Source organism: Bacteroides sp. HMSC067B03 (genome assembly GCF_001811315.1).
Lineage (GTDB): Bacteria > Bacteroidota > Bacteroidia > Bacteroidales > Bacteroidaceae > Bacteroides > Bacteroides faecis.
The window spans coordinates 130,350-152,085 of record NZ_KV804335.1; the positions used below are offsets into that span (position 1 = coordinate 130,350).

Consider the following 21,736-nt stretch of genomic DNA (forward strand, 5'->3'; position numbering starts at 1 on the left):
TAGCCTATAGCAAGTGGTTGGCAGAAGTATGATATTCTATCAATCCCTCCATCGGACTTTGAAGTATCTTTCCTATTCCGAGACCGGTTTCTTTTGCCGCCTCCTGGAGTATTTCTTTGTAGCAATAAGCAACGGAGCCGATAAAACGTACAGGATACTGTGTATAATCATATTGCATCACATTTCTGCGGATGAAAGCGATAAAGCTGTTAAGCACTATTGTACGGATCCCCGGTTCCTCCAGATGCTGTGCAAGAAAAGGAGAAAGGCTTGCTAAAAAACGATTGGGGTATGGCTGACGGTAAACCCGGTCGATAATTTCAGGTGCTGTCAGATCAAACTGCTTTAGAAACTCTTCTTTTAATTGGGCAGGGAGCTGATTCTTTAAAATATCTCCGACCAATAGCTTTCCTAAAACCGCCCCACTTCCTTCATCGCCTAAGATGAAACCTAGTGGTGAGACATTACTTACGATTTCTTCTCCATCATAAAAACAGGAATTGGAGCCGGTACCCAGAATACAGACAATTCCCTTCTCATGTCCGCATAATCCACGGGCTGCCCCTAGCATATCCGAGTTTGCTTTTATATTACCGATGACTGGTAAACTGTCAGCGATGGCACGCCGGAGAACCGGAGCCTTTTCAGCTGTACAACCTGCTCCGTAGAAATAGACTGCATTTAGCTTTCCTTCCGGTAGCTGAGGAAGGAGAGAAATGGTCAGTTCTCGTTGAATATCTTCTTCCGATTGGAAGAAAGGGTTGATCCCTTTCGTTCCGATTCGTTTGATCAGCGTACCGTTGAGTACGACACACCAATCGGTTTTAGTAGAGCCACTGTCTGCAATAAGTATCATATCTTAATGTATATTTTCTTTTTATATAGTATATAGCCGATTGCCCAGTTGAGGAGGACAAAGAGCAGGGCAAATATGAGAGAGCCTCCTTTGTCTCCGAAAACCGGTTGCAAAAGGGCACTGTATATGTATCCGTGTAAAGAAGTTGGTTCGCCGGCATAAGTCATTGGAATCATAGCAAAAAGAATTGCCAGAATGTCAGCGAGTACATAAATAAAAAGTGGATTGACTCCGAATGATTCGAAGAATCTACTCCAGCCTTTGTAGCCTTTGATGTCGATGATCCAGACAAGTAGTGCCAAAAAACTGGAGCCCATACCACAAGTGATCAGAACAAAAGAAGGAGACCATATCTTTTTGCAGATTGGCGAACCGTAGCTTAGTAGAAAACCAGCAAAAGTGAGGATAGTGCCTATCAGGAATAAACGTTCCAGTTTCTCATGGATATCCTTTACCTCCATTAATAGTTTGCCTGCACAGAAACCGATCATTACATGAGCGACGGCAGAAATCGTACTTAATAAACCCTCCGGGTCCAGAATGGCACCACCATAAATATGCGCCTGGCCCAATACAGCACGATCCACTATAGAAAGGACATTTGTTTCGTCGTAGACGTATCCGTTACCAACGGCAAGAATCATGAAATAACCGATCAGAAGAACTGCTATCAGATACGGAATATATTTATGTTTGATAAGAAGAGCGGCCAATGCAGTAATTCCATATCCCAAAGCAAGCCGTTGCATGACCCCGAGAATGCGAATCTGATCTATTGGAAAAGGATCATGCTGGAAACAGAGAATGGAAAGCCAGCTGATACCGATGCCGATTAAGAAGATGATGACCGTTCGTTTGAGTATCTTTAAACCGGCAGGTATACTGAAGGTAAAATCATACTTCCGTAAAGAGATGTACGTCGAAATCCCCATGATAAACATGAAGAAGGGAAATACGAGGTCAGTAGGAGTCAAGCCGATCCATTCAGCGTGCTTGAGAGGGGCATACGTATGTTGCCAGGAGCCGGGGGTGTTCACTAAAATCATTCCGGCGATGGTAATGCCTCGCATTACATCGAGTGCCAATAGGCGTTTGTTACTTGTTACATTCATGACTGTTACTTTTTTAATGTGTTAAGTTATAAGTAATTCTGTTCTATATTTTTTTTCCGAATGAATCGTCCAGTCGATTGCGGATCATTAATGACGCTATGATACCGGGAATCGTACATATACATACCCAGATAAAGAAATTCGTGTATCCGATATGCTCCTGTATCCATCCTGCAGGCATTCCCGGAATCATCATGCCCAGTGCCATGAAACCGGTACCTATGGCATAGTGAGCTGTCTTGTGTTCTCCTTCTGCAATGTAAATCAGATAAAGCATATAGGCGGTGAATCCAAATCCATATCCTAGCTGCTCGATAGCTACACAAATGGAGATAAATAGGGGGTTATCCGGTGTAGCTGCTGCCATCCATACATATAGAAGGTCGGGGAGGTTAATAGCCAGTGCCATTGGTAATATCCATTTCTTAAAGCCATCACGTGAAACCAGAAAACCGCTGATAATTCCTCCGAGAAGCAGAGCGATGACACCGATTGTGCCATAGATCATTCCGACAGTGGCGGTAGAAAGCGCCAAGCCTCCCTGTTCTGCATCATCCAGTAAGAAGGGGGAGGCTATTTTAGCTAGTTGTGATTCTCCGAGCCGGTAGGTAAGCAAGAAGAAAAACATGAGTCCCAGATGCTTCTTTTGGAAGAAAGATATAAATGTCTTTAAGAAATCTTCGAGCAACTTACTGGCCGTGAGTCCTTCTCGTTTGATATCGGTATCAGGATGTGGAAGAATGAACCGGTGGTATAGGGTGAGAGCAAGAAATAATCCTGCCATCAGATAAAAAGTGATACTCCAAGCCAAAGGAATGTTGCCTTGTGAGGTTTCGAGCCATCCGGCGAGCATGACGAGAATACCTTGTCCGAAGATATTGGCAAAACGATAGAATGTATTTCGGATACCTACGAAAAAAGATTGTTCTTTGTTATTTAGTCCAAGCATATAGAATCCGTCAGCCGCTATGTCATAAGTAGCCGAACTGAATGCCATCAGCCAGAAAAAAGCCAGAGTTAGTTGTACAAAATGTGTTGTCGGAATAAAAAAGGCGATGCCTGCAAATCCTGCGGCGATTAAACCTTGCATCGCAATGATCCAGGAACGTTTTGTTTTTACCAAATCAACGAAAGGACTCCATAACGGTTTAATGGTCCATGGCAGATAGAGCCAGGAGGTATAAAGCGTAATTTCTGTGTTTGACAATCCCAGCCGTTTATACATAATGACGGCGATTGTCATTACGGCTACATAGGGCAGTCCTTCCGCAAAGTAGAGTGTAGGAATCCAGTTCCAGGGATTTCTACGCTTTACCGACATACTGTGATTGGTATCTCTTATTGTCATCATGGTATTGATCTTAGAATTATTCGTATTGTTTTTCAAGCACACTACCAGGATAATAGTGGGATAAAATGTCTTTATAGTTGTATCCCTGTTCACCCATAACTGCCGCACCTATCTGGCAAAGTCCTACTCCGTGCCCCCAACCTGCTCCGGTGAAAGTGAAGCGGGTGGGTACTTGACCCTCTTCCCCTTCTTTGTCAACCACGAATGCGGAACTATAAAGATGGGAAGGGGATAAGGTACGGCGTATTTCCAGTTCTTTTCCGATAATAAGCGTTTGTAAAGTACCTACAATCTTTAATCGTACAAGACGTCCGGAAGTTCCCCGTTCGACAGGAATCAAGTCTATGATTTCTCCGAAATTGATTCCCGAACGTTTATGGACCAGTGCTGAAAGTTCTTGTTGGGTATAACTGACTTTCCAACGATAGAAGTCTATTGTTTCCTGATCATAGTTGTTGAGAACCTGGCTCAGCACTCTTTTATCTTGCGTATTGCAGAAAGCGGAAGGTGATGTACGTATCCATTTTTCTGCTTCTTTTTCTATCGTCAGGTCGGGCAGGTGGATTGCAGAGGCATCACGTTGACCGGTCAGGTATGGATGCCTGACATTTTCCCAGCAATTTTGGAACTCTTCAAAAGCGCCGCCGCAACATTTGGAAAAACGTGTGTCACAGATTTCTCCTTCGTATACAAGCACCTCTCCCCTGGTAGAAGATACGGCTTCGATAGCTTGTGGGGTGGAAGTACGGGTAATTCCCTGATAACGTTGACAATGATCATCGGCACAAACATCAAAGTGTGTATGTGCTTCATGATCGTACCATTTGATGAGTGAAGCATCAGAAGTAGAGGAGGAAGAACCGACTGTGTTTTCTTTTCGTGTAGCCATCCCTAATGTTTCATCCTTCATTCTTAATTCTTCATTTAGAATGTTTCTCGTTCTTAATTTATGAACCAGCCAACTTCTGGAAATGACTGCATGTGCTTTTAAGAGACTTAAAGAAGCAGTGGCACTCATTTCCGATGAAATCACACTAGTCAGATATTCTTCAATGGAAATTACATTGATAGCTGTTAGCCTCTCCTCTTCAACGATTATTTTCAGACTCCCTTTGAATCTTTGTGTTTCTTTGCGTTCCCAATGGAAATTGATGCCGATGGTAACATCTTTTAGCTCAAAGAAAGTATCAGTATCCTGTATGGGAGAGAATGATAATTCATTATATGCTTTCCCTTGCCAGTATATCTTTCCTTTTTGAAAAACAGCCTTTTGTATCCCTGATGCCATCGTGCCATCGGGGGTAACGAAACTTTCCGGGAGAAAGAACTCGATTTCTTTTCCGGAAAGGATACCGACTGTTATCTGAGGTTCTTTCATAATGCTGCCTTTATGCGTTCTGTAATTTTTATAAACTCATCCTGAGGCATAGAAACTTCCCGACGGATTTCATATATCTTCTCGGGAGTCAGTTTGGGAAAATCTTCTTCCCGGACAACAGGAAATATGCCATTCATTTCGGCAATAGCCGGGCTGATAAGAATTTGTTCATCTCCTTCTGCATAATAACAGTCCGGACGGTGTTTGCTACGCAGGAAGATCATGCAGTGATAACGCAGTGTCAAATCTTTCAATTCAGATTCGTAGTATCCTTGGAAAAAATCTTTATGTTTTTCCAAACCGTACCAGGTAAGGATATTCATCATTGGTTCTTTTCCGTTTTTATCAGCAGCGAGTATATCGTAAAGCTGCTTGAATGTACGTGACATTGTTGCTTTGTCCTTTGTCTGGATAAGAATTGCAGTGACCGGATTGTCAATCGAATGTATTTCTACATTACTCTTCTCAATCAACAATTCTTTGTGCCAATCCGCACCTAGTGCACCTTCCAGTTCCTCCTCTTTTCCGCAAGCCTGAAAATGAGCATGGTCCGGAGCAGATGCTCCGCATTCGGGACCATTGTATAAAATGAAGTTCTCTTGCAGTAAACTGGAGAAACCTATCATATCGTCGAAACGTTGGGCGATGGATTGTGGTGTATGTTTTCTGTCGATAATTGTCAGATGCTGTTTGAATATGGGGTAAGGATTTACCAATATCTGATAATTTTTATAGCTGACAAAATTTTGTTCCTGCGGACGGTTTTCCTGGCATAGAAAGCAGGGGCGTGCATGAATGGAGGAGGTGTCTGTCTGCGCAGTAGCCGAAAGTATGCGTTTGGGATTAGGAAAGGTATATACAAGCATATCGAAATCCTTTCCGGCCAGACTCATTTTTTTCATTTGCTTTCGGTACTCTTCCAATGCCTGATAGTTCTGTTTGGCAAGTTCCCATGAGCGAGTCTGTTCTTCAATTAATTGTAGGATTGCTTTTTGAGGTTTCAGCTTTATTTTATTTACTTGAATCCTCCGTTGCAATTCCCATGTGCGGATACGGTCTTTGTATACATTATTCTGGTTAACCTTTTCGATGGCTAATGCAGCGTCCGAATTACCTTCCCAGCGGCGACAGAGATAAACGACATCATATACCCTGCCTATCTGATAATTGCTTGAAATGCATAGTCCGAGTGCATAGTCTTCTCCATAGCTGGTATTCGGTACGTTGATTTCCCGGAGGAGGGGAGTATAGAAGGCACGGGGAGCTCCCAGTCCGTTGATGCGTAAAGCGTTATTGCGACCATTCTCGGGAGTCCATTCTTTGTGGTCTATGATGCCGGGCGCCATTTCTTTCATGTTGAAGTCTGTCATCATATAGGTACCGATTACCATGGCGCAGTTTTGTTCATAGAAAGCGTTTACCATGATTTGTAAAGTATGCTCGTCTTTGTATACGTCGTCACTGTCGAGTTGGATAGCGAACTTGCCGCATTTCTCGTGATGGATACCTGTGTTCCAGCATCCTCCGATACCGAGATCATTTCTTTCGGGGATTATATGAACCAGCCGATAATCAGTACATAACTCCCGAAGGGCTTCTGTGGTTCCGTCTGTAGAATGATTATCGATTACGATGACATTGAATGGAAAAGAGGTTTGCTGGTTCAAAGCGGAGCGGACCGCATCTTTGATAGTACGGATACGGTTGCGTACGGGAATAATGACAGATGCTTCATATTCGAAAGTAGAGGCTGAAAAGTTGACTGACTGAAAACAGGGTTCCAGATATCCGCCGATAGCTTTCAGATGTTCGCTGCATGCCTGTTCCATTTCTATCTGCACCCGGCGATTTTTCGGGTCTACATAGTCGAACTGTTTCTCACCGCTTTTCCGGGTATCGTTTTCTATTTCTGTATATAGATATTCGTTGATATGTACCAGTTTTTTCTTTTGAGAGATTTTGAGGCGTAAATCATATAATCCTGCATACTGATAGTCTTCTTTGGTAGCCTTTACCATTTTTCTGAAAACCTCGCTTTGGAAAAGCATGACAGAACCGAAGTCAAAGTCATCACGCAGGCTGCCGAATTGATAGTCGATAACGGGAGCCGCTTTCCGTATACCATTCACTTGCTGATAACGGTCGGCATATACCATGCCTGCCTGCGTCATTTCCATTATTTGAACCATTCGTTCGAGAGCGAATAATCCCAGCTTTAGTTCAGTATGCTTGGTGTAAAGTAAGGTATATGTTCCATTGGAATGGGAAGCGATCGCTTTCATCGCTTCTGTCGACTGGATATTCGCTATAGAAATCAGTTCACATCCGGGTAGACAGATATCGGTAGCTTCCGGTACCAGCAAATAGATTTTATCTACCAATTCCGATGTGCGTAATTCTTTAACTGTCTGTATCGTTTCTTCCTGTCTGCAAAAAGGCAGGAAACAGTTGATTGTAATTTTCATCTTTAATTTTTTATTTAATCGGGAGAGTTTGCAGATACTTTTACTTTGTCTTTCCTTTTTATTAGTATGCAAAGTCCTGAAAAGGTGAAGAGAGCATTAAGTATAAGCAACTCGTAACTAATCTGATATCCGTTGAACCAGGCTTCCGAGTGACTTTGCAATATGTAGCAAAGTGCAGGAGAAAGAATAGCTACCAACGGAATATATTTATCATAAACTTGTTTCCTGGTAAATATGCCAAAAGCGAATAACCCGAGAATAGGACCATACGTATAGCTTGCCAATGTATAAATAGCATCAATGACACTGGTATTATTCAGGAGATTGAATACAAAAATAACAATTCCCATAATAACGGCCATACCGATATGAACATGTTTTCGTATTTTGCTGAGAATCGCATCCTCTTTCTTATGGGCATTGAGGATATCTACTGTGAAAGAAGTTGTCAGAGCGGTTAGTGCCGAACCGGCAGCAGAATAGGCAGAGGCTATTAACCCGATAATAAACAAGATGCCCACCATTCCGGGAAAATAGTTTCCGGTAGCAATCATGGGAAATAATTCGTCGCTTTTAGCCGGATTTTCTATGCCTTGCCGGGCTGTGAATGTATAAAGCAATACTCCCAACATCAGGAAAAGCAATATCACGAAAAACTGTGAAATGCCACTGGTGATCATATTCTTTTGCGAATCCCGAAAGTTCTTGCAACTAAGGTTTCGTTGCATCATGTCCTGATCGAGCCCATTCATGGCAATCACTGTGAATACGCCTGCCAGAAACTGTTTGAAGAAATATCGTTTATCATTTACATCGTCGAAGAAAAACATTTTGGATAAATCGCTATCCGAAATGGTACTGATTAAACCGCCGAAATTCAAATGCAGGCTCGAAGAAATATAATAAATACAAAGTACAACAGAGACGACCAGGCAAAATGTTTTCAGCACATCAGTCCAGATCAATGATTTTACTCCTCCCCGGAATGTGTAAAGCCAGACGATAAATACGGTAAGAATCACATTTGCCAGGAAAGGAATGCCGAAGGGTTCGAAAATAAGCAGTTGTAAGGTCAGGCATACCAGAAATAACCGTACGGCTGCTCCTAACATTTTGGAGATGAAAAAGAACCACGCACCGGTTTTGTAGGAGGAAGTTCCGAATCGGTTCTCCAGATATTCATAGATGGAAACCAATTTCATCCGATAGAATAAAGGGACAAGTACAAAGGCAATGATGAACTGTCCGACGATGAATCCCAATACCATCTGTAAATAGGAAAAGCTGCTGGCTTGTACCATACCCGGCACCGATACAAAGGTGACTCCCGAAATAGTAGAACCAATCATGGCAAAAGCAACGATATACCATGCTGATTTACGATTCCCGACAAAGAATCCTTCATTGTCTGCTTTGTGTCCTGCTATGTAGGAGATGGTAAACAAGATCACAAAATAGGCTATAATCGTAACAGATAAGATGATTGGACTCATAGCTGCTGTTTAAATTCGTTTGTGGATGAAATCATCCGAAACTCTTTTTACTTCTTTGCTGACAAATGTAGGGATTTTAATCTATAAACTTTTATTCTTGTTCGTTTTTTCTTCCCGGAGTGCCTCCTGTTGCGTTTTTTGAGGAACTCCAGTTCGATTTTAGAGCCGACTTTAGCTCCGGTGATTTCTTTTCAAGAGATACACCCTGGTTTCTTACTCCTTCGTTATGCATCTTGTCGGAGTAAATGCATTTGTCTATGATTCTTGGTTTTTCTTCATTGGTGGTTATGGCCAGATAGCCTCCATCATTGTTTATTCGTGGGAAAGTGGATATTTGTATGATATTATTTTTATCAGCTTTGTGCTTGTTGATAAGAGTGGCAGCAGATTTTGTCAGACAGATATACCCATGAGGAGGAAAGTCCAGCCTTTGATTCTTGTCCGGATGCTTCAAGATGGCAGTTGTCGTGGTTTGCGTTGTACCGGAACCATTGTCAATGTACCTCAATAGTTTTAATGACGGGACCGAAACAGTGGAGTTGGATGGATTGTAAAGCTCTATATACTCTGCACCATATGTTGCGTTATCATACATGATTTCATTTAGCAATAGTAGATTTTTTACTTCCTCCGGGTAATCGGGGAGAACGGGCTTTTCCGGTGTTTCTGGTTCTTCCGGATGATCCGGTGTTTCCCCCGGTTCCGTAGTTGTCTCCACATCATTGGACAATTGTATATGATGGAAAGTAAAGCCGTCACAGCGAGTCTTTGTGTAAACACAGTATATGCCACAACAGACGGAATTTTGTATACTGCTGTCTTTGACCTGTTTTTCTTTCGTATATTCTTCCTCTGACAGCAACCGTGTCCAGAAAGTCCAGTATCCATTGTTGTCGCATTCTACTTTGACGTAAAGTTTAGGTGAGTTGTTCCCCTTCATAAGCTCTCTGCCGGAAGCTAACAGTTTTAATTCTGCCCCGTTCTGCCGGTAAAGTGCCACGTTGTCTTTGGCTCCTCCTATCTGAATAAAATATCCGGTTAATTCACCGGAAAGGACGTTTGAAGAGGAAGTAAGATAAAAACGGGCATAATTGTTGGCAGAAGGATTAAATGTCAGACGTACTCCAAACTCCCACCGGGTATTATGGACGGAAGAAGACGGAAATGTGATATAGGCTGTGCCGGCATCTTCTTCCGGATCATTGAGATGTACTCCTTCTTTGGTATTAATGGTAAATTTATCCGTTTCTCCTGTCCAGGGAAGTTCGGCTGTAGTGGTGTCTTCTCCTGTTTCTTCCTTTGTGTCTTCATCGGGCGGAGGTGCACAATTGTAGAATGCAACCATGAAAAGACTCAAAAGAATCAGGGCTTTACAAACTTTCATACGGTTATAATTATAGTTGTTATCTTTTTTACCGTATTTGTTTGTGTGTTACGCAGAGGCAATTGCGGTGTGGATAATTGTTTGATGAGGCAAAGATAAGGTATAATGTTGAATAAATAAAAGATAGCTACTTTAGTTTTGCATACATATGTCGTTTAATGAAAAGAGTTGCCGCAGGTCTGTTGTAACAAGACTTGGGGCAACCCTTTATCGATTACTCAAAACGCGGCATCACATATTTATCTGTATAAGAAGTGAAAGTAATACCGGGCATATAATGCGTATTCGATTCATTTTCCAGTTTCTTTATCAGTGAATAATCATCCGCATTCAAAGCATAATAATTATCAGAGGCCGGGCTGGTCACCCTAACTGTCCAGTCGAACATATTGCCTATGATAGTCAGTGCATCCGTTTCGGGATTGAATGCAGGAATGCCTGTTTTCACTATATCGTATGTGCGGCTTCTCAGCACGTAAAAGGCATTATTGACATCTGTCAGAAAGGCAAGCGTCTTTTTGTTTCTGAATTCCGTCAGATATAGGTGCTCTAATGTCAGTCCTTCGGGTAACGGAATAGCTCGGACATAAGGGCGTCCTTTCACCTGTTTCAGATGGAACAGACGACGGTCGGCATCCAGCAGAAGATATCCTTCATCGTACTCCTTCTTCACCGTAGGATTTCCTACAATCTCAATGGCAGGAAAATGAAAATCTTTCTTCGCCATCGCTTCTGTGAACTGAAGGCTTTTTTCTGCATTTACACTATTCGAAGCCATATCGATAAACTCAATACCTTTGGACGTAATGCGGAATACATCATCCGGCATCTTCAGGTCCACACGTCTGGACATGGACTCCAACAAAGGATAAAGGCCGATAGAAGGAGCATTGATATCCGTAGGTACACTGCGGAAATTGAAGTTTTCCGTCTGTACGATTTTCGGAGTGACGGCTATCCCGTTAATTGTATCCGGGAAGCGTTCGTCGGACATCAGTTGGCGGAAATAAAACATGGGGAGGATACTGTCGAAGGCCGCTTCGGAATAAATATTTCCGGCAGCATCGCGACGTACGGTTCCTTTTCCTTCTTCCTGTCCCATTAAGGCAAAGTCGCCGATCACGAAACTATATAGCGTAAAAGGAGTCTTCTCCGGTTTTACGACAAAGAAGTTGTAACACCAAGGCAACTGCCAGAGAAGCAGGAACGCGATGGTGACATATAATAGTATGGTACTGAAACGTTTCATCTTTATTTAATTCTTCATTTTTAGTTCTTCATTCTTCATTCTCTTAGTCCTGTTTTCCCGCTTTGAACCGCACTATGGAAAGCCATGAGAAAGAAGCGGTCAGCAAAGTATAAACCAATAGATACGGGAGGAACTTGTTGTAAGCTTCCGGTGTGGGCGACAGAAAGAAGATTCGCAGTAATAGCACGGCGATAATGAGATTGATGATTCTGCGTTTCCATGCCGGCTCGAGACAGATCCATGCGACGAGCAGGTATCCGGAAATACCGGCAAGATACCACGTAAGGGCAGTCAGCAATATATGATTTTTCAGTTCGTGAGCCAGCACTCCGCTTAGATAAATCTCCATCAGCAGGAAGTTGGAAGCAAAGCAGACAAGCAGCAACACTAAACCGGAGAACAGCATATTGCCCGTCATCTTCAGTTCGGGATAAGGCAGATGCAGGGTCAGCTTCAGACATTTGCGCTGCATCTCGGGGACGAACTGCACGACAGCCATCAGTACTCCGGCAATCAGGGGAATGTATTGTAACATCTCGATGAATATGGCGTCCCGTTGCAGCATGACTTCCCATACATGCGCAGCGCCTTTCATTTCTACTACCCGGTTGATACGAAGCATACAGTAGCCTGTAAAACCGAGTGTCGTGATCACGGCAAGTAGAAAATACCACCGGGTCTTTATCCATTCTTTATAAAATATAGCGTACATTCTTTTGGAATTTTGATTGGTGAATTTTGATTTGTGAATGATGGAAACCTTAGTATTTACCGGTCAGACCGATGAAGGCGTCTTCCAGATTCACATGCTCGCTATGCAAGTCCGTATAAGGCACTGACATTGATTTCAGTTTCACTTCTGCCTCTGTAGGCGGAAGGAAGGAGAATGTTTCCAGCGTATTCCTCATAACGGAAGGATGATAGAAATCATCGGATGCGGGAAGTTCGTAACCTTCGGGAACAGTACATGTGTAGCGGCGTCCTTCTTTCAGTAATTCATCAATCGGTTTCTGAATCAGAATCTTTCCGTAGTCCATCATGATACAGTCGTCTACCAGTCGCTCCATATCCTGAATAATATGCGAGGTCAGGAAGACGGTTTTGCCTTCGGAGCGGGCGTAATCACGAAGATAATCCACAAACAGGCGGCGATAGCCGGGATCGAGCCCGAGTGAGAAATCATCTAATACAAGGAGTTCGGGATTCTGCGCCAGGATCAGTCCGAGAGCCACTTGTGAGCGTTGGCCGCAAGACATGCGTGAGATACGCTGTCCGGGAGCTACTTTCAGCTTGTTCATCAGCTCATAGTAAGCTTCTTTTTTCCATTGGCCCGGGTAAAAGGCTGCGTAGAACTTCTCTATCTGCGTGATGGTCATGAATTGATACTGTACGTGCCCTTCGATCAGCAGTCCGATGTTGCGGCGCAATGCCGGAGCCATCGTCTGTATCTCCTGCCCGAAGATACGGCATTCTCCGGAGCGTGGTTTCAGATAGCCGCTCAGGATGTTGATGGTCGTGGTTTTTCCGGTACCATTCTTGCCCAGTAGTCCGAGGATGCGTCCTTTGGGGACTGTGAAACTAAGATTCTCGTAAATCAACCGTTTGCCGTAATAGTGCGTCAGGTTGTTACATTCTATAATTTGTTCCATTTTATTATATCAGTTATTCTGTTCAAAAGAAGAGAAGAAAAAGGACGGGAATGATAATTCCGACAATCATTTCTATTCCTCCTCTGCCGATAATACCTTTATTGCCTTTCAGCATGATGACTCCGGAAAGGGTGATGATGATGAGGCCGACTGCGAAGATATCCGCAAAGTAAGTCCACCATTGTCCGGGGTTGTAGTGCAAACGTGCCATTGCTCCGATGAGTGGCCGGCGGGTGACTGACTCGTAGACAGCCTCTCCCGTACTGACGTTTACCTGCAAGTTGGACCCTCCTTTCAGAAATACTTTCATGATGTCCGCTTTCGGGAAATAGTGCTTGGTATAGTTGCCTTCCTCTCCTAATGGTTGTAGCAGGGTAAGTACTTTTTCCTTTTTCATTCCCTCTTTGCCCGGTAGCTTTTCGGTAATCTTATATTCTTTCCGTTCGATGGAGAAGTTGGGATTGATAGTGTCACGATGATTCATTACAATGCCGGAAATGGCATAAATCAAGACCATTCCGGCAAAGAAAAATGATAAATCACGGTGTATCAGTCGACTCCATTTACGGATACTGCTACTCCACTTCATACGAATTAGCTTCCATGAAATAGAAAGACAGATATTCTTTACCGCTGTTCGCTTTCCGGTCTGCTATCTTGGCACGGAAGTCGGCTATGCGGGCTTCGGGAGTGCTGGCTGTTTCACCGCGTGCTTTCTTTTCAGAGTCACATCCGGCTTCTCCGTCGCCATGCTTTTCGGCAGCTTGTGCTTTGAGCTGTGCTTCCCAGTTCTGGAGGTAAGCTTCGTCAATGCGCTGTTCTTTCAGTGTTCCGGTGACGCGGACAATGGAGTTCACACATTTCGGGTCGAATGCTCCCAGTGTGCCGGCTTCTACGCGGATCACTTGTGTGTCGTCACTACCCATCAGGAAGATTTTCCTGGCACCATGCTTGCAGGTATGTGTGCAAACACCTTCGATGGTTACTTCTTGCCCTGCCAGACTTTCGGCATTGGCAAGAAGAGAGTCAATTTCTAAAGCAGACGATGTAGTCTGTTCTGTTGTTGTGTCCGAGGAACTTTTCTGTTGTTTGTTTCCACAAGAGGTTCCGATGAGGGCAACCGCCAGTAGGGCGATTGCGATGTTTAGTCTTTTTGTTTTCATTGTTATAGCTTGTTTTATATATAGTTTAAAATTTTATTCTGTTGCTTTGTCTCTTACGCAACGGAGTTGCTGACCGGACTTCATGCTGATGTAACTTAATGACAATCTGCCTTCCGGATATCTGGCGGATGTAAATGTACTCATCAATCCAAAGAACTGGATGTTCGTGAGTACGTTTGATGCATTGTACACTGGCTTATAGGCAGTTGAAGTCATATAATGATTCAAGGCAGGTTTATTATACCATTCTGTCTTTGTACTGGTAGCACTGGATATTACAGTCTTCTGATAACTGGGAGTGGCAGTGAAATTTGCCATCATACGAGTTCCGGAGAATTTGTAATTGAGTCCGGCATCAATCAGGGATTGAATTTTGGCTCCGTCATAGCCGCTATCATAGAAGAGGGCATCTTGACTATTATCCGGTGTTTTACCATCGGCATCAGCTGTAGTTTTACCAACAAGATTGAAGTATTCGATACGTGTCGGTATATGCCAGCCTTTCGGACAAATTCCTTGTGCTCCTTCAAAAGTATTATAATTGCTTTCGGTTATAGTTTTACCAAGTGCGGCTTCCATATCGTATAGATAGCCCAGCTCTTTTACAGAAGCATTGTCTGTTAGTGCGGTTGTTGCACCGTCTACGATTTCGTATGGATACCAAATATGAGAATCTGCTGTCGGGTCACTGGATGGAGTATATCCTTTAGGCAGATAGCAAAGTGGTTCAGCCATCCATATTGTACCGTTGGCAAGAGTTACGGTATTATACTTTACTTCGTCATATAAGAAATAGTTTTCGTCCAGATGCTCTTCAAAAGGAACCGTATTATCTGCTCCGATTTCTCCTTCCTCCGTCCAGTTTTCTATCTCACCACTGAGCGTCACAATGATATCATCGGACAATACACGGACATTGACACTATATTGACCACCTTGAACTAACGTTGTAGATGCGAGTCTTTGCGTCAAAGTCTTATTGTCTGAGGTTGTTACAGCAAGAGTGAATGCAACCGTCTGTGGAACTACGATAGCACGGTAAGTGGTGTTTTTTGTCACCTGTTGTGTTGTGATGTTTACTGCCGCGGCACTCTCGCTTGCGGTTACCTTCATGGTAGCCAGATCGATATTGGCAGTGGGAACAGCCCCTTTGAGAACTACCGACGAAATATCTAAATGAGTTTCGTTTGTCACATTAATGACCATTTTGGTAAGCATGTGTTTGAAGACCATGCTGATTGAGTTAGCCGAAGGAAGTACTTCGGATTTGCTTGCCGCCATAAAGTCGGAGATTCCGTACTTGGCGCTCTGGTCTGCATGCACGGTGAATGAAGTCGGTACACCGGCTGAGGTATACGGATAATAAGCCACGAATGAAGACTTGTCGGTCCCTTCGGGATACCATTTCAGACTTCCGGCAAAAGCACCGTCATTGAAAGTCATAAGCTCATTCTTGGCATATTCCGTACCGTCTTCTTTAGTGATACTCAGACCAATCTGGTCCTGATTCTCGAAGTTGACTTCTGTGGCACGTGTAATAATAGGAGTGATAGTCACCCGGTCGACCGATGATACAACTCCGTTCTCTTCTTCTTGTTGGCAGGATGCCAGAAACGCTGCTGCCAGCACAAATAATATCCCCTTTTTCATCATTAGATAGTTTTATATTATGTAAAAGAATAAATTTAAAAAGTATAACCTAACTTAATCGTTTCGTTCCAGCGGCTCGAACCTTCTATATACCGGAGGTTGAAGCCGTGTGTATAGCTGCCCTGAACTTCCGCATAAATTCCCCGGTTGAAGTTATAGCGTAATCCGAGATTGAAAGTTGCTTGGGAAGCCGTTGCATATTCGTTTTGCAGATTGTAGTAATCTGTCAGACGATACGGAGGATCACCGGGTTCCGTATTCGTTTCGGCAGTCCTGTTTTTCTCGCTGGAGTTTCCTGTCGAGAAAGAGACGGCTGCTTTCAAATCTAACTTTCCCGTATGGAGCACTCCGGAAACATACGTCCGGCTGCAAAACATCTTTTGTGAAGCTACATAAGGATACATCTGGGTAGTGAGTTGTTTGAAGGTGGAAAGATGCGTTCCCAAACGCACTTCTCCCCGACGGCTCATTAGTTCATATTCGGGATTGGCCGTGAAAACTTCTTTTTCGAAGATACGGTTCGAACCATGAATATGAGTATTTGTCACTCCGTTGACAGTCTCTTTGCTCAGCACATTCTCATTGTTGACCAGATGAGACCATTGCAGATTGAATCGGATAAAATGCTCGTTATTGCCTTGCTTGAAACGATAGCTGATATGAGAAGTGATCCGGTCAGTGGGAAATTTGAACCAGATGGTTTCTCTTTCACCGGCAGAGCCGGAAGAATGGGTGTATTCAATATCACCATAGAAACCCTTCCATTGAAACTGCAGTGCTCCTCCGTGTGATAACTCCTTGATAGGGAAACCGTTGATGCCCGATTCGCTCAGGTGAATGCCACTGCCATTCCATGTTTCGTAGGCTCCGTACATCAATCCTTTGTCCAGAAAAGCATTGTACAGACTTTCTGCCGTACCGATTACTTCCGCTTTGACTGATTCGCTGTTTTTACCGAAAATGTAGGAAAGCCCGATGGCCAGTTCTCCCGAATGATACATGATGCCGGGAGCCACTTGCAGATCCAGTCGGTAATTGGTATGACGCACATCTTTTCGTTTGGAGTAGTTGGCAGAAGCAAAGTCTATCTTTCCTCCCAGACGCCAGTTCGGGTTCAGATTGGTGGCTATACCTCCCATAAAGGAGTAAGTTTGCAGGTCTTTGCGTCCGGGTGTGAACTCCAGAATATCTACAGGATAAAATCCGGGATGGATAAACATAGAACCGCTCATATCCTTGCCGGAAGTGTGGTCGAACGAGAATGATCCGATTAAAGAGTAATCTTTCAGATGCGTAATGGACTTCGCTGTCGCTCCGGCACTCCACGTCTTGCTTGCCTCGTAAGAGTTGCGGAAGTCACCTTGATTATTGCTGCCATACAATTCGGCATAGGAGGTGTTCGTGTTCTCCATCATGATACCTGTGACATTGGCTCCGGCGTTCCATGAGTTGCGTCGTTCTACTATGTCATAAGTCTGTGCCGATATTCCGGACACGATACACAGCAGCAGACATTCTATATAGATTCTTTTCATATTACTCATGCAATGATGGTTTATCCCGTTCATAAAAATCGGTAGAAGAGTTGTTCGTATCTGCCATTACCTCATAGCCTGCCTCCTGCGTGGCCTCTTCGTCTATATGGCGATATAGGCTGCGTCCGCTGTACGTTGCACTTTGGGTGACGTAGCCGGCATCAATAGAAGGGGAGATTCTCTTTTTGTTGCTTGAAGAACCGCCATAATATACTTCCGCTCCGTCAATCACCCAGTCCAGAGGAATCTTTATGACCTGGTCCACTGTGCTTCCGGGCTTTTGTATGACGTTGCCCGCTCCAAGAACATAGTCCTGTATGGTAGTCCCTTTAGCCTTGAAGATGATGGTGGCGGGAGAAAAAATCGAGTAAGAATACGCATTGGCCTGTCCTGTCTTTATGACTACATTCAGGTGGTGGTCCGGTGTGATTTGATCGCCCGGAGCCGGATGGTACAGCGTATTCGGGAAATAAACATTGTTATAGCATACAAAGTATCCGGGTTTGTTCAGATTGACAGATTGCGGGTATTGCGCCACATGATCGATCGCTCCGTTGATGGCAATGACTGCATCTTCACCCGGTTGGAGGGGGAACGATTTGCCGGTACCGCCAAACTGCCAGATGCACTGGATAACGGGGGCGAAATCGGGGAAGATCGTTGCTCCGGTCATCTCGTCTTGTGTCACCCATACATTGGTAGAGTGTGAATTATAAGGATCGAGTGCTCCAAAGCACAAGCTGTCGAGGTACTGTACTTCCGAATCGTTGTTGTGCAGGATGATGTATTTGTCGGACTGGTAATCTCCTTCCAGTGGCAGCTTTTTGCATCCTCCGCAATAGATTTCTTTGATAATGATTGTTCCGGCTCTGGAATGAGTCAATGGAAGATTGAAGGTCATGTCGCTGTTGACCAGTTTCACATTGTCTGCCAGTCCGTTGAAGATATGCGTTCCATTCTTGTCGCTGACCTGTATGCGGTATATACCATTGGTCAGTGAAAATTGTGCCGTTCCCTTCTTGTCGGTCTTTGTCCGATAAGAGTTGCCACGGTCCACATCCTCTATTTTCACAGTCACTCCCTCCCGGAGATATTCAGCGTATTCATCCGGATAAACGGCGGTGACTTGCAGCGTATGCAGCTGGTCATCATAAGGATTGGTCTTGTCGATGTCCGTGCATCCGGCTACGGCATAAACAACAGTTACTAATAATATGTATATAGATCGCTTCATAAGTTTAAAATTTAACGCGGCAAGTGAGTCCGTAATAGAAATCCGGAGTGAAAACGGCACTGACACCGGTTGCATACGATTTCACATACGGTCGTGAGTTGGTAAAGTTAATAGCATTGAGAGACAGAGATACATGGTCACCGATCTCTTTGGTGATATTAATATTGGCGGAGAAATAAGGATTATATCCATCTGCGGCAAATGTATAGGCGTTGCCCGACTTGCGTATCAGATGGGCAAATTCCGGATTTCCGGCTTCGGCCTCGGTGAAAGGATGCACCTCATTGTTCAGGTCGAGATATGCCACCGGATAGATGGCCGTATAAGAATTGCCGTCATAAATACTTCCTCCTGTTTTTGTATGATTGTCCTGACTGACATTGAAAGCATATTCTCTGCCGTTGTACTCGGATATGTTTTGCGACCGCTTCACCAAAGAAGCTTCCAGCCTGCATGATATAATCAGTCTGGCTTTGGGGATACGGGTAATCGCTGTGATATTTGCATCCAGTGAGTGTGTGCGTTTGCCGTTGGCTGTTGCTGATGGATTGTCGCCATTGGCATAAATACCTACATATTGGTACGAACGGTTGGCAAGGCTGGTGTGCGACCATCCGTTCTGATAATAGTAAGATAGCGAATTGTCAATGTATTTGCTATACGTATAGGCGGCATCTACCCGGATTTGTGTACGGATAGGAGTTATTTCCGGAAAGTCGACAATCATTTCGGCTCCTCTGCGGACTACATCCGTTCCATTATCCGGTGAAGCAGATTTGACAAATGTCTGATCTGTTACTTTTACGTCCATCGGTGTCCAATAGCTGGATTCGTTTTCCCGTATATAGACCATTCCCGTCTGGTTGTCCACATTGATCTGCGGATTGGCGGGCATGCTGAATCCGTCCGGCAACTGAAGCACATTGTATGAAAACGGAGTATAGCTGTTGGTATATTTATAAGGCAGTTTCGTTCGGTTGAAATATCCGACCAATGAAACTTTTGTCCGGCCCATGTTCATGTCAATACCTAGTTCCGCATTCTGATTCCGCTGCCAGCGCAGTTTTTCGTTGTGTAGCAACGTGTATGGCTGACTGTAATAGATGTAGGATGACTCATTATTATTATAAGAAAGCCCGAATGTCTGGATATCCCGGTATTCCTGTCTGGGATACAATACATAGTACGACGGCAGCTTTTCGGTAATTCCCCATCCGCCCCGGATGGAAATGTGGCTGTTCAACTGCCATTGGGCATTGAAACGGGGAGATACCGTATTCAACTTCTCATACTGTGTACCGCTGATGAACAGATTCTCCCAACGTACGCCTGCCATGAGTCTTACCATTGTGCTGCCGACAGGGAATGATAAGTTTTCTTCTGCATAAAGCGAAACATTGTGCATGTACGGATAAGATGTGTACGGACGCGGACGATATCCGTTAGGAGCTAACGAAGGGTCCTGATAGTATTCTCCCTCTCCTGCGTTCCCTGTCCCTTTCCATTGAACGCCGGCCTTCAGATTGCTGTTCACATGGTTGAACCGTCGGTTCCATTCATATTTCAGTGATGCGGCGTAATCCAGTTCTTTGGAATCGATGATCTGGTCGGCAAAAAAAGTATATGGTAATTTGTTGGCAATGAAGTAGCCTTCTTGCCCGGTGTGAACGGCAGGCTGTTCGGACGCGTAAGAATAGAAGGTATGCGCGTGCGAGTGATTGTCATTGAAGTATACGGATGCGTCAAGTTTGAGGTTGGTGACCCATGACTTGTTGAGCAACCATGTCAATGAGGTGTTTGCCCGAAATACATTGTCTCTTACTTTCGTGTATTCTCCGGTGTATGCATCAGGATCGTCCTTGGTGTTCATACCTCCAATGTTGCCGGTGAATCCGACGTCGAATCTAAGTACTTTGCGGAATGTATTGCTATAGCCGGCAGAGAATCCTCTTCGTGTATAAGATGTATAGGGTGAAGTTAATTTCTGAGTGGCTTTGGTCCATTCGCCGCTGATGTTGACAGTACCTTTGTCATTCCCTAAATCCAGTCCTTTAGAAAAGGAAACCTGTTCTGTACGGGGATTGACAGACAGGAGAATATTCCACGGGGTCTTGCCTTTTTTGGTATGTATCTTCACCATACCGCTGTTCAGGTCTCCGTATTCTGCCGAAGGTACTCCTGTAACGACTTCGACCGACTCGATATCTGCTACACTAATGTTGCGGGTGTCTATTCCGCTCATGTTGCCAAAAGAGGAATTGTTGCCAATGCGTACGCCATCCACTTCTACTGCCGTACCGAATGCCGCGTTACCTGCAGACGAACCTCCGTCTCTTAATGAAAATACATTGTTGTTGGTCAGGTTCGGAACTTTCGTTTTCCCTCCCGGAAGAAGGGAAGAGATATCGCTTACATTAGATACCTGCAAGTGTTCCAACGCATTACTTCCGATGACAAGAGTTGTATTCAGTTCGCTTTTGGGAGCCTGTGCGGTAATCACCACATCATCCAATGCGAGCGTATTTTCTTTCAACAGTATTTTTAATCCTTTTATAGGATGGTTCACATCCACTTGAACTGTGGCCGGAACATAGCCGAGGAAGGAAACTTCCAGATTATACTTGCCTTCCTGTACTCCTTGTATCGTGAATTCTCCCTTTTGATCGGATATTGCCCATAAATAGGTACCTTTGATCAGGATGGATGCACCGGGTAATGGAGAACCCGCCCTTTCGTCGGAGATACGACCGGAGATAGAATAAATGTTGGGGCTGGCTTCAATTCTGAAAACAGTGAAAGAAAGAAGCAAGCAAAGCATTATTTTAAGTGCAGAAGATCTCATAGAACAAATTTTGTGCAAATTTCGCTCTATATCGCCAATGGTACAATCGCAAATAATGGTTAATTTTAGGTATATGAGTACCCATAAATAGGTATAGCTTGATTCCGTTTCCTGCTTTTTCTCTCCAAGTGAATTAAACATAGGTTTTGCTCCCATGCTCTCACTGTCTGTCTGTATCCCTTTGTTCATCGGTGTTTCAGCTATGGTAGCAACTGTGGTAGCAGAGTGGGAGCAAGCGTTTGCTCTCACTCTGTTTTTGTCCTGTAGTATATTGTTTTCCTGATGTTATTTGTTGATCTCTAGTGTGTTAATGCTTGATATGTCAACTATTAATGCTTGATGTCCCGGCTGTTAATAACTGATAAATCAGACGTT

At 44.0% G+C, this 21,736-nt stretch carries 16 protein-coding genes; all 16 read right to left on the bottom strand.

All coding sequences use genetic code 11. The features are described 5' to 3' along the window. Positions 1-4: 4 nt before the first annotated feature. Positions 5-856, bottom strand: coding sequence for an ATPase (locus tag HMPREF2794_RS08835; protein WP_010536300.1), 852 nt, complete (start codon positions 854-856; stop codon positions 5-7). Continuing rightward, entirely contained in the window at positions 853-1,968 is a 1,116-nt protein-coding gene (locus HMPREF2794_RS08840) for an acyltransferase family protein (protein ID WP_055269098.1), read from the bottom strand. The genes HMPREF2794_RS08835 and HMPREF2794_RS08840 overlap by 4 nt, the downstream gene beginning before the upstream one ends. Before the next feature lie 43 nt (positions 1,969-2,011). Continuing rightward, on the bottom strand, positions 2,012-3,319 hold the full coding sequence (locus tag HMPREF2794_RS08845) for an AmpG family muropeptide MFS transporter (RefSeq protein WP_070751352.1): 1,308 nt from the start codon (positions 3,317-3,319) through the stop codon (positions 2,012-2,014). Between the two features lie 16 nt (positions 3,320-3,335). Continuing rightward, positions 3,336-4,697 (bottom strand): SpoIID/LytB domain-containing protein, encoded by a 1,362-nt coding sequence (locus tag HMPREF2794_RS08850; RefSeq protein ID WP_010536303.1) that lies wholly within the window; start codon positions 4,695-4,697, stop codon positions 3,336-3,338. Next, a complete protein-coding gene (locus tag HMPREF2794_RS08855) occupies positions 4,694-7,162 on the bottom strand; it encodes a DUF4922 domain-containing protein (protein ID WP_070751353.1) in 2,469 nt (822 codons plus the stop codon). Before HMPREF2794_RS08855 ends, HMPREF2794_RS08850 begins: the two co-directional genes overlap by 4 nt. Before the next feature lie 14 nt (positions 7,163-7,176). Then, positions 7,177-8,655: a sodium:solute symporter gene (locus HMPREF2794_RS08860; protein ID WP_010536305.1), complete on the bottom strand. Its 1,479-nt coding sequence runs from the start codon at positions 8,653-8,655 to the stop codon at positions 7,177-7,179. Positions 8,656-8,746: 91 nt separating this feature from the next. Further along, the gene (locus HMPREF2794_RS08865; protein WP_022301297.1) at positions 8,747-10,039 is read right to left on the bottom strand and encodes a lamin tail domain-containing protein; all 1,293 of its coding nucleotides are present in this window, start codon (positions 10,037-10,039) and stop codon (positions 8,747-8,749) included. Between the two features lie 214 nt (positions 10,040-10,253). Further along, entirely contained in the window at positions 10,254-11,288 is a 1,035-nt protein-coding gene (locus HMPREF2794_RS08870) for a DUF4857 domain-containing protein (protein ID WP_010536307.1), read from the bottom strand. Between the two features lie 43 nt (positions 11,289-11,331). Continuing rightward, positions 11,332-12,000, bottom strand: a complete 669-nt coding sequence (locus HMPREF2794_RS08875; protein WP_070751354.1) for a hypothetical protein — start codon at positions 11,998-12,000, stop codon at positions 11,332-11,334. Positions 12,001-12,049: 49 nt separating this feature from the next. Further along, positions 12,050-12,937, bottom strand: coding sequence for an ABC transporter ATP-binding protein (locus tag HMPREF2794_RS08880; RefSeq protein WP_070751355.1), 888 nt, complete (start codon positions 12,935-12,937; stop codon positions 12,050-12,052). Positions 12,938-12,959: 22 nt separating this feature from the next. Then, a complete protein-coding gene (locus tag HMPREF2794_RS08885; protein WP_070751356.1) occupies positions 12,960-13,526 on the bottom strand; it encodes a PepSY-associated TM helix domain-containing protein in 567 nt (188 codons plus the stop codon). Further along, positions 13,513-14,100 carry a hypothetical protein gene (locus tag HMPREF2794_RS08890; RefSeq protein WP_070751357.1) on the bottom strand — a complete coding sequence of 196 codons (588 nt, stop codon included), beginning with the start codon at positions 14,098-14,100 and terminating at the stop codon, positions 13,513-13,515. Before HMPREF2794_RS08890 ends, HMPREF2794_RS08885 begins: the two co-directional genes overlap by 14 nt. A 33-nt stretch (positions 14,101-14,133) precedes the next feature. Next, positions 14,134-15,753, bottom strand: coding sequence for a fimbrillin family protein (locus HMPREF2794_RS08895; RefSeq protein WP_139147241.1), 1,620 nt, complete (start codon positions 15,751-15,753; stop codon positions 14,134-14,136). A 32-nt stretch (positions 15,754-15,785) separates the two neighbouring features. Then, the gene (locus HMPREF2794_RS08900; protein WP_070751358.1) at positions 15,786-17,294 is read right to left on the bottom strand and encodes a DUF6850 family outer membrane beta-barrel protein; all 1,509 of its coding nucleotides are present in this window, start codon (positions 17,292-17,294) and stop codon (positions 15,786-15,788) included. Then, complete coding sequence (locus tag HMPREF2794_RS08905; protein ID WP_070751359.1) at positions 17,287-18,519, bottom strand: DUF4876 domain-containing protein; 1,233 nt, start codon at positions 18,517-18,519, stop codon at positions 17,287-17,289. The genes HMPREF2794_RS08900 and HMPREF2794_RS08905 overlap by 8 nt, the downstream gene beginning before the upstream one ends. A 4-nt stretch (positions 18,520-18,523) precedes the next feature. Then, entirely contained in the window at positions 18,524-21,337 is a 2,814-nt protein-coding gene (locus HMPREF2794_RS08910; RefSeq protein ID WP_070751364.1) for a TonB-dependent receptor, read from the bottom strand. Positions 21,338-21,736 lie beyond the last annotated feature (399 nt).

Bases quoted from the DNA above. Each gene is read 5' to 3' on its own strand.
- HMPREF2794_RS08855 (WP_070751353.1), bottom strand. From the start codon at position 7,162: ATGAAAATTACAATCAACTGTTTCCTGCCTTTTTGCAGACAGGAAGAA.
- HMPREF2794_RS08860 (WP_010536305.1), bottom strand. From the start codon at position 8,655: ATGAGTCCAATCATCTTATCTGTTACGATTATAGCCTATTTTGTGATC.
- HMPREF2794_RS08865 (WP_022301297.1), bottom strand. From the start codon at position 10,039: ATGAAAGTTTGTAAAGCCCTGATTCTTTTGAGTCTTTTCATGGTTGCA.
- HMPREF2794_RS08835 (WP_010536300.1), bottom strand. From the start codon at position 856: ATGATACTTATTGCAGACAGTGGCTCTACTAAAACCGATTGGTGTGTC.
- HMPREF2794_RS08850 (WP_010536303.1), bottom strand. From the start codon at position 4,697: ATGAAAGAACCTCAGATAACAGTCGGTATCCTTTCCGGAAAAGAAATC.
- HMPREF2794_RS08840 (WP_055269098.1), bottom strand. From the start codon at position 1,968: ATGAATGTAACAAGTAACAAACGCCTATTGGCACTCGATGTAATGCGA.
- HMPREF2794_RS08905 (WP_070751359.1), bottom strand. From the start codon at position 18,519: ATGAAGCGATCTATATACATATTATTAGTAACTGTTGTTTATGCCGTA.
- HMPREF2794_RS08870 (WP_010536307.1), bottom strand. From the start codon at position 11,288: ATGAAACGTTTCAGTACCATACTATTATATGTCACCATCGCGTTCCTG.
- HMPREF2794_RS08885 (WP_070751356.1), bottom strand. From the start codon at position 13,526: ATGAAGTGGAGTAGCAGTATCCGTAAATGGAGTCGACTGATACACCGT.
- HMPREF2794_RS08890 (WP_070751357.1), bottom strand. From the start codon at position 14,100: ATGAAAACAAAAAGACTAAACATCGCAATCGCCCTACTGGCGGTTGCC.
- HMPREF2794_RS08880 (WP_070751355.1), bottom strand. From the start codon at position 12,937: ATGGAACAAATTATAGAATGTAACAACCTGACGCACTATTACGGCAAA.
- HMPREF2794_RS08895 (WP_139147241.1), bottom strand. From the start codon at position 15,753: ATGATGAAAAAGGGGATATTATTTGTGCTGGCAGCAGCGTTTCTGGCA.
- HMPREF2794_RS08845 (WP_070751352.1), bottom strand. From the start codon at position 3,319: ATGATGACAATAAGAGATACCAATCACAGTATGTCGGTAAAGCGTAGA.
- HMPREF2794_RS08900 (WP_070751358.1), bottom strand. From the start codon at position 17,294: ATGAGTAATATGAAAAGAATCTATATAGAATGTCTGCTGCTGTGTATC.
- HMPREF2794_RS08910 (WP_070751364.1), bottom strand. From the start codon at position 21,337: ATGCTTTGCTTGCTTCTTTCTTTCACTGTTTTCAGAATTGAAGCCAGC.
- HMPREF2794_RS08875 (WP_070751354.1), bottom strand. From the start codon at position 12,000: ATGTACGCTATATTTTATAAAGAATGGATAAAGACCCGGTGGTATTTT.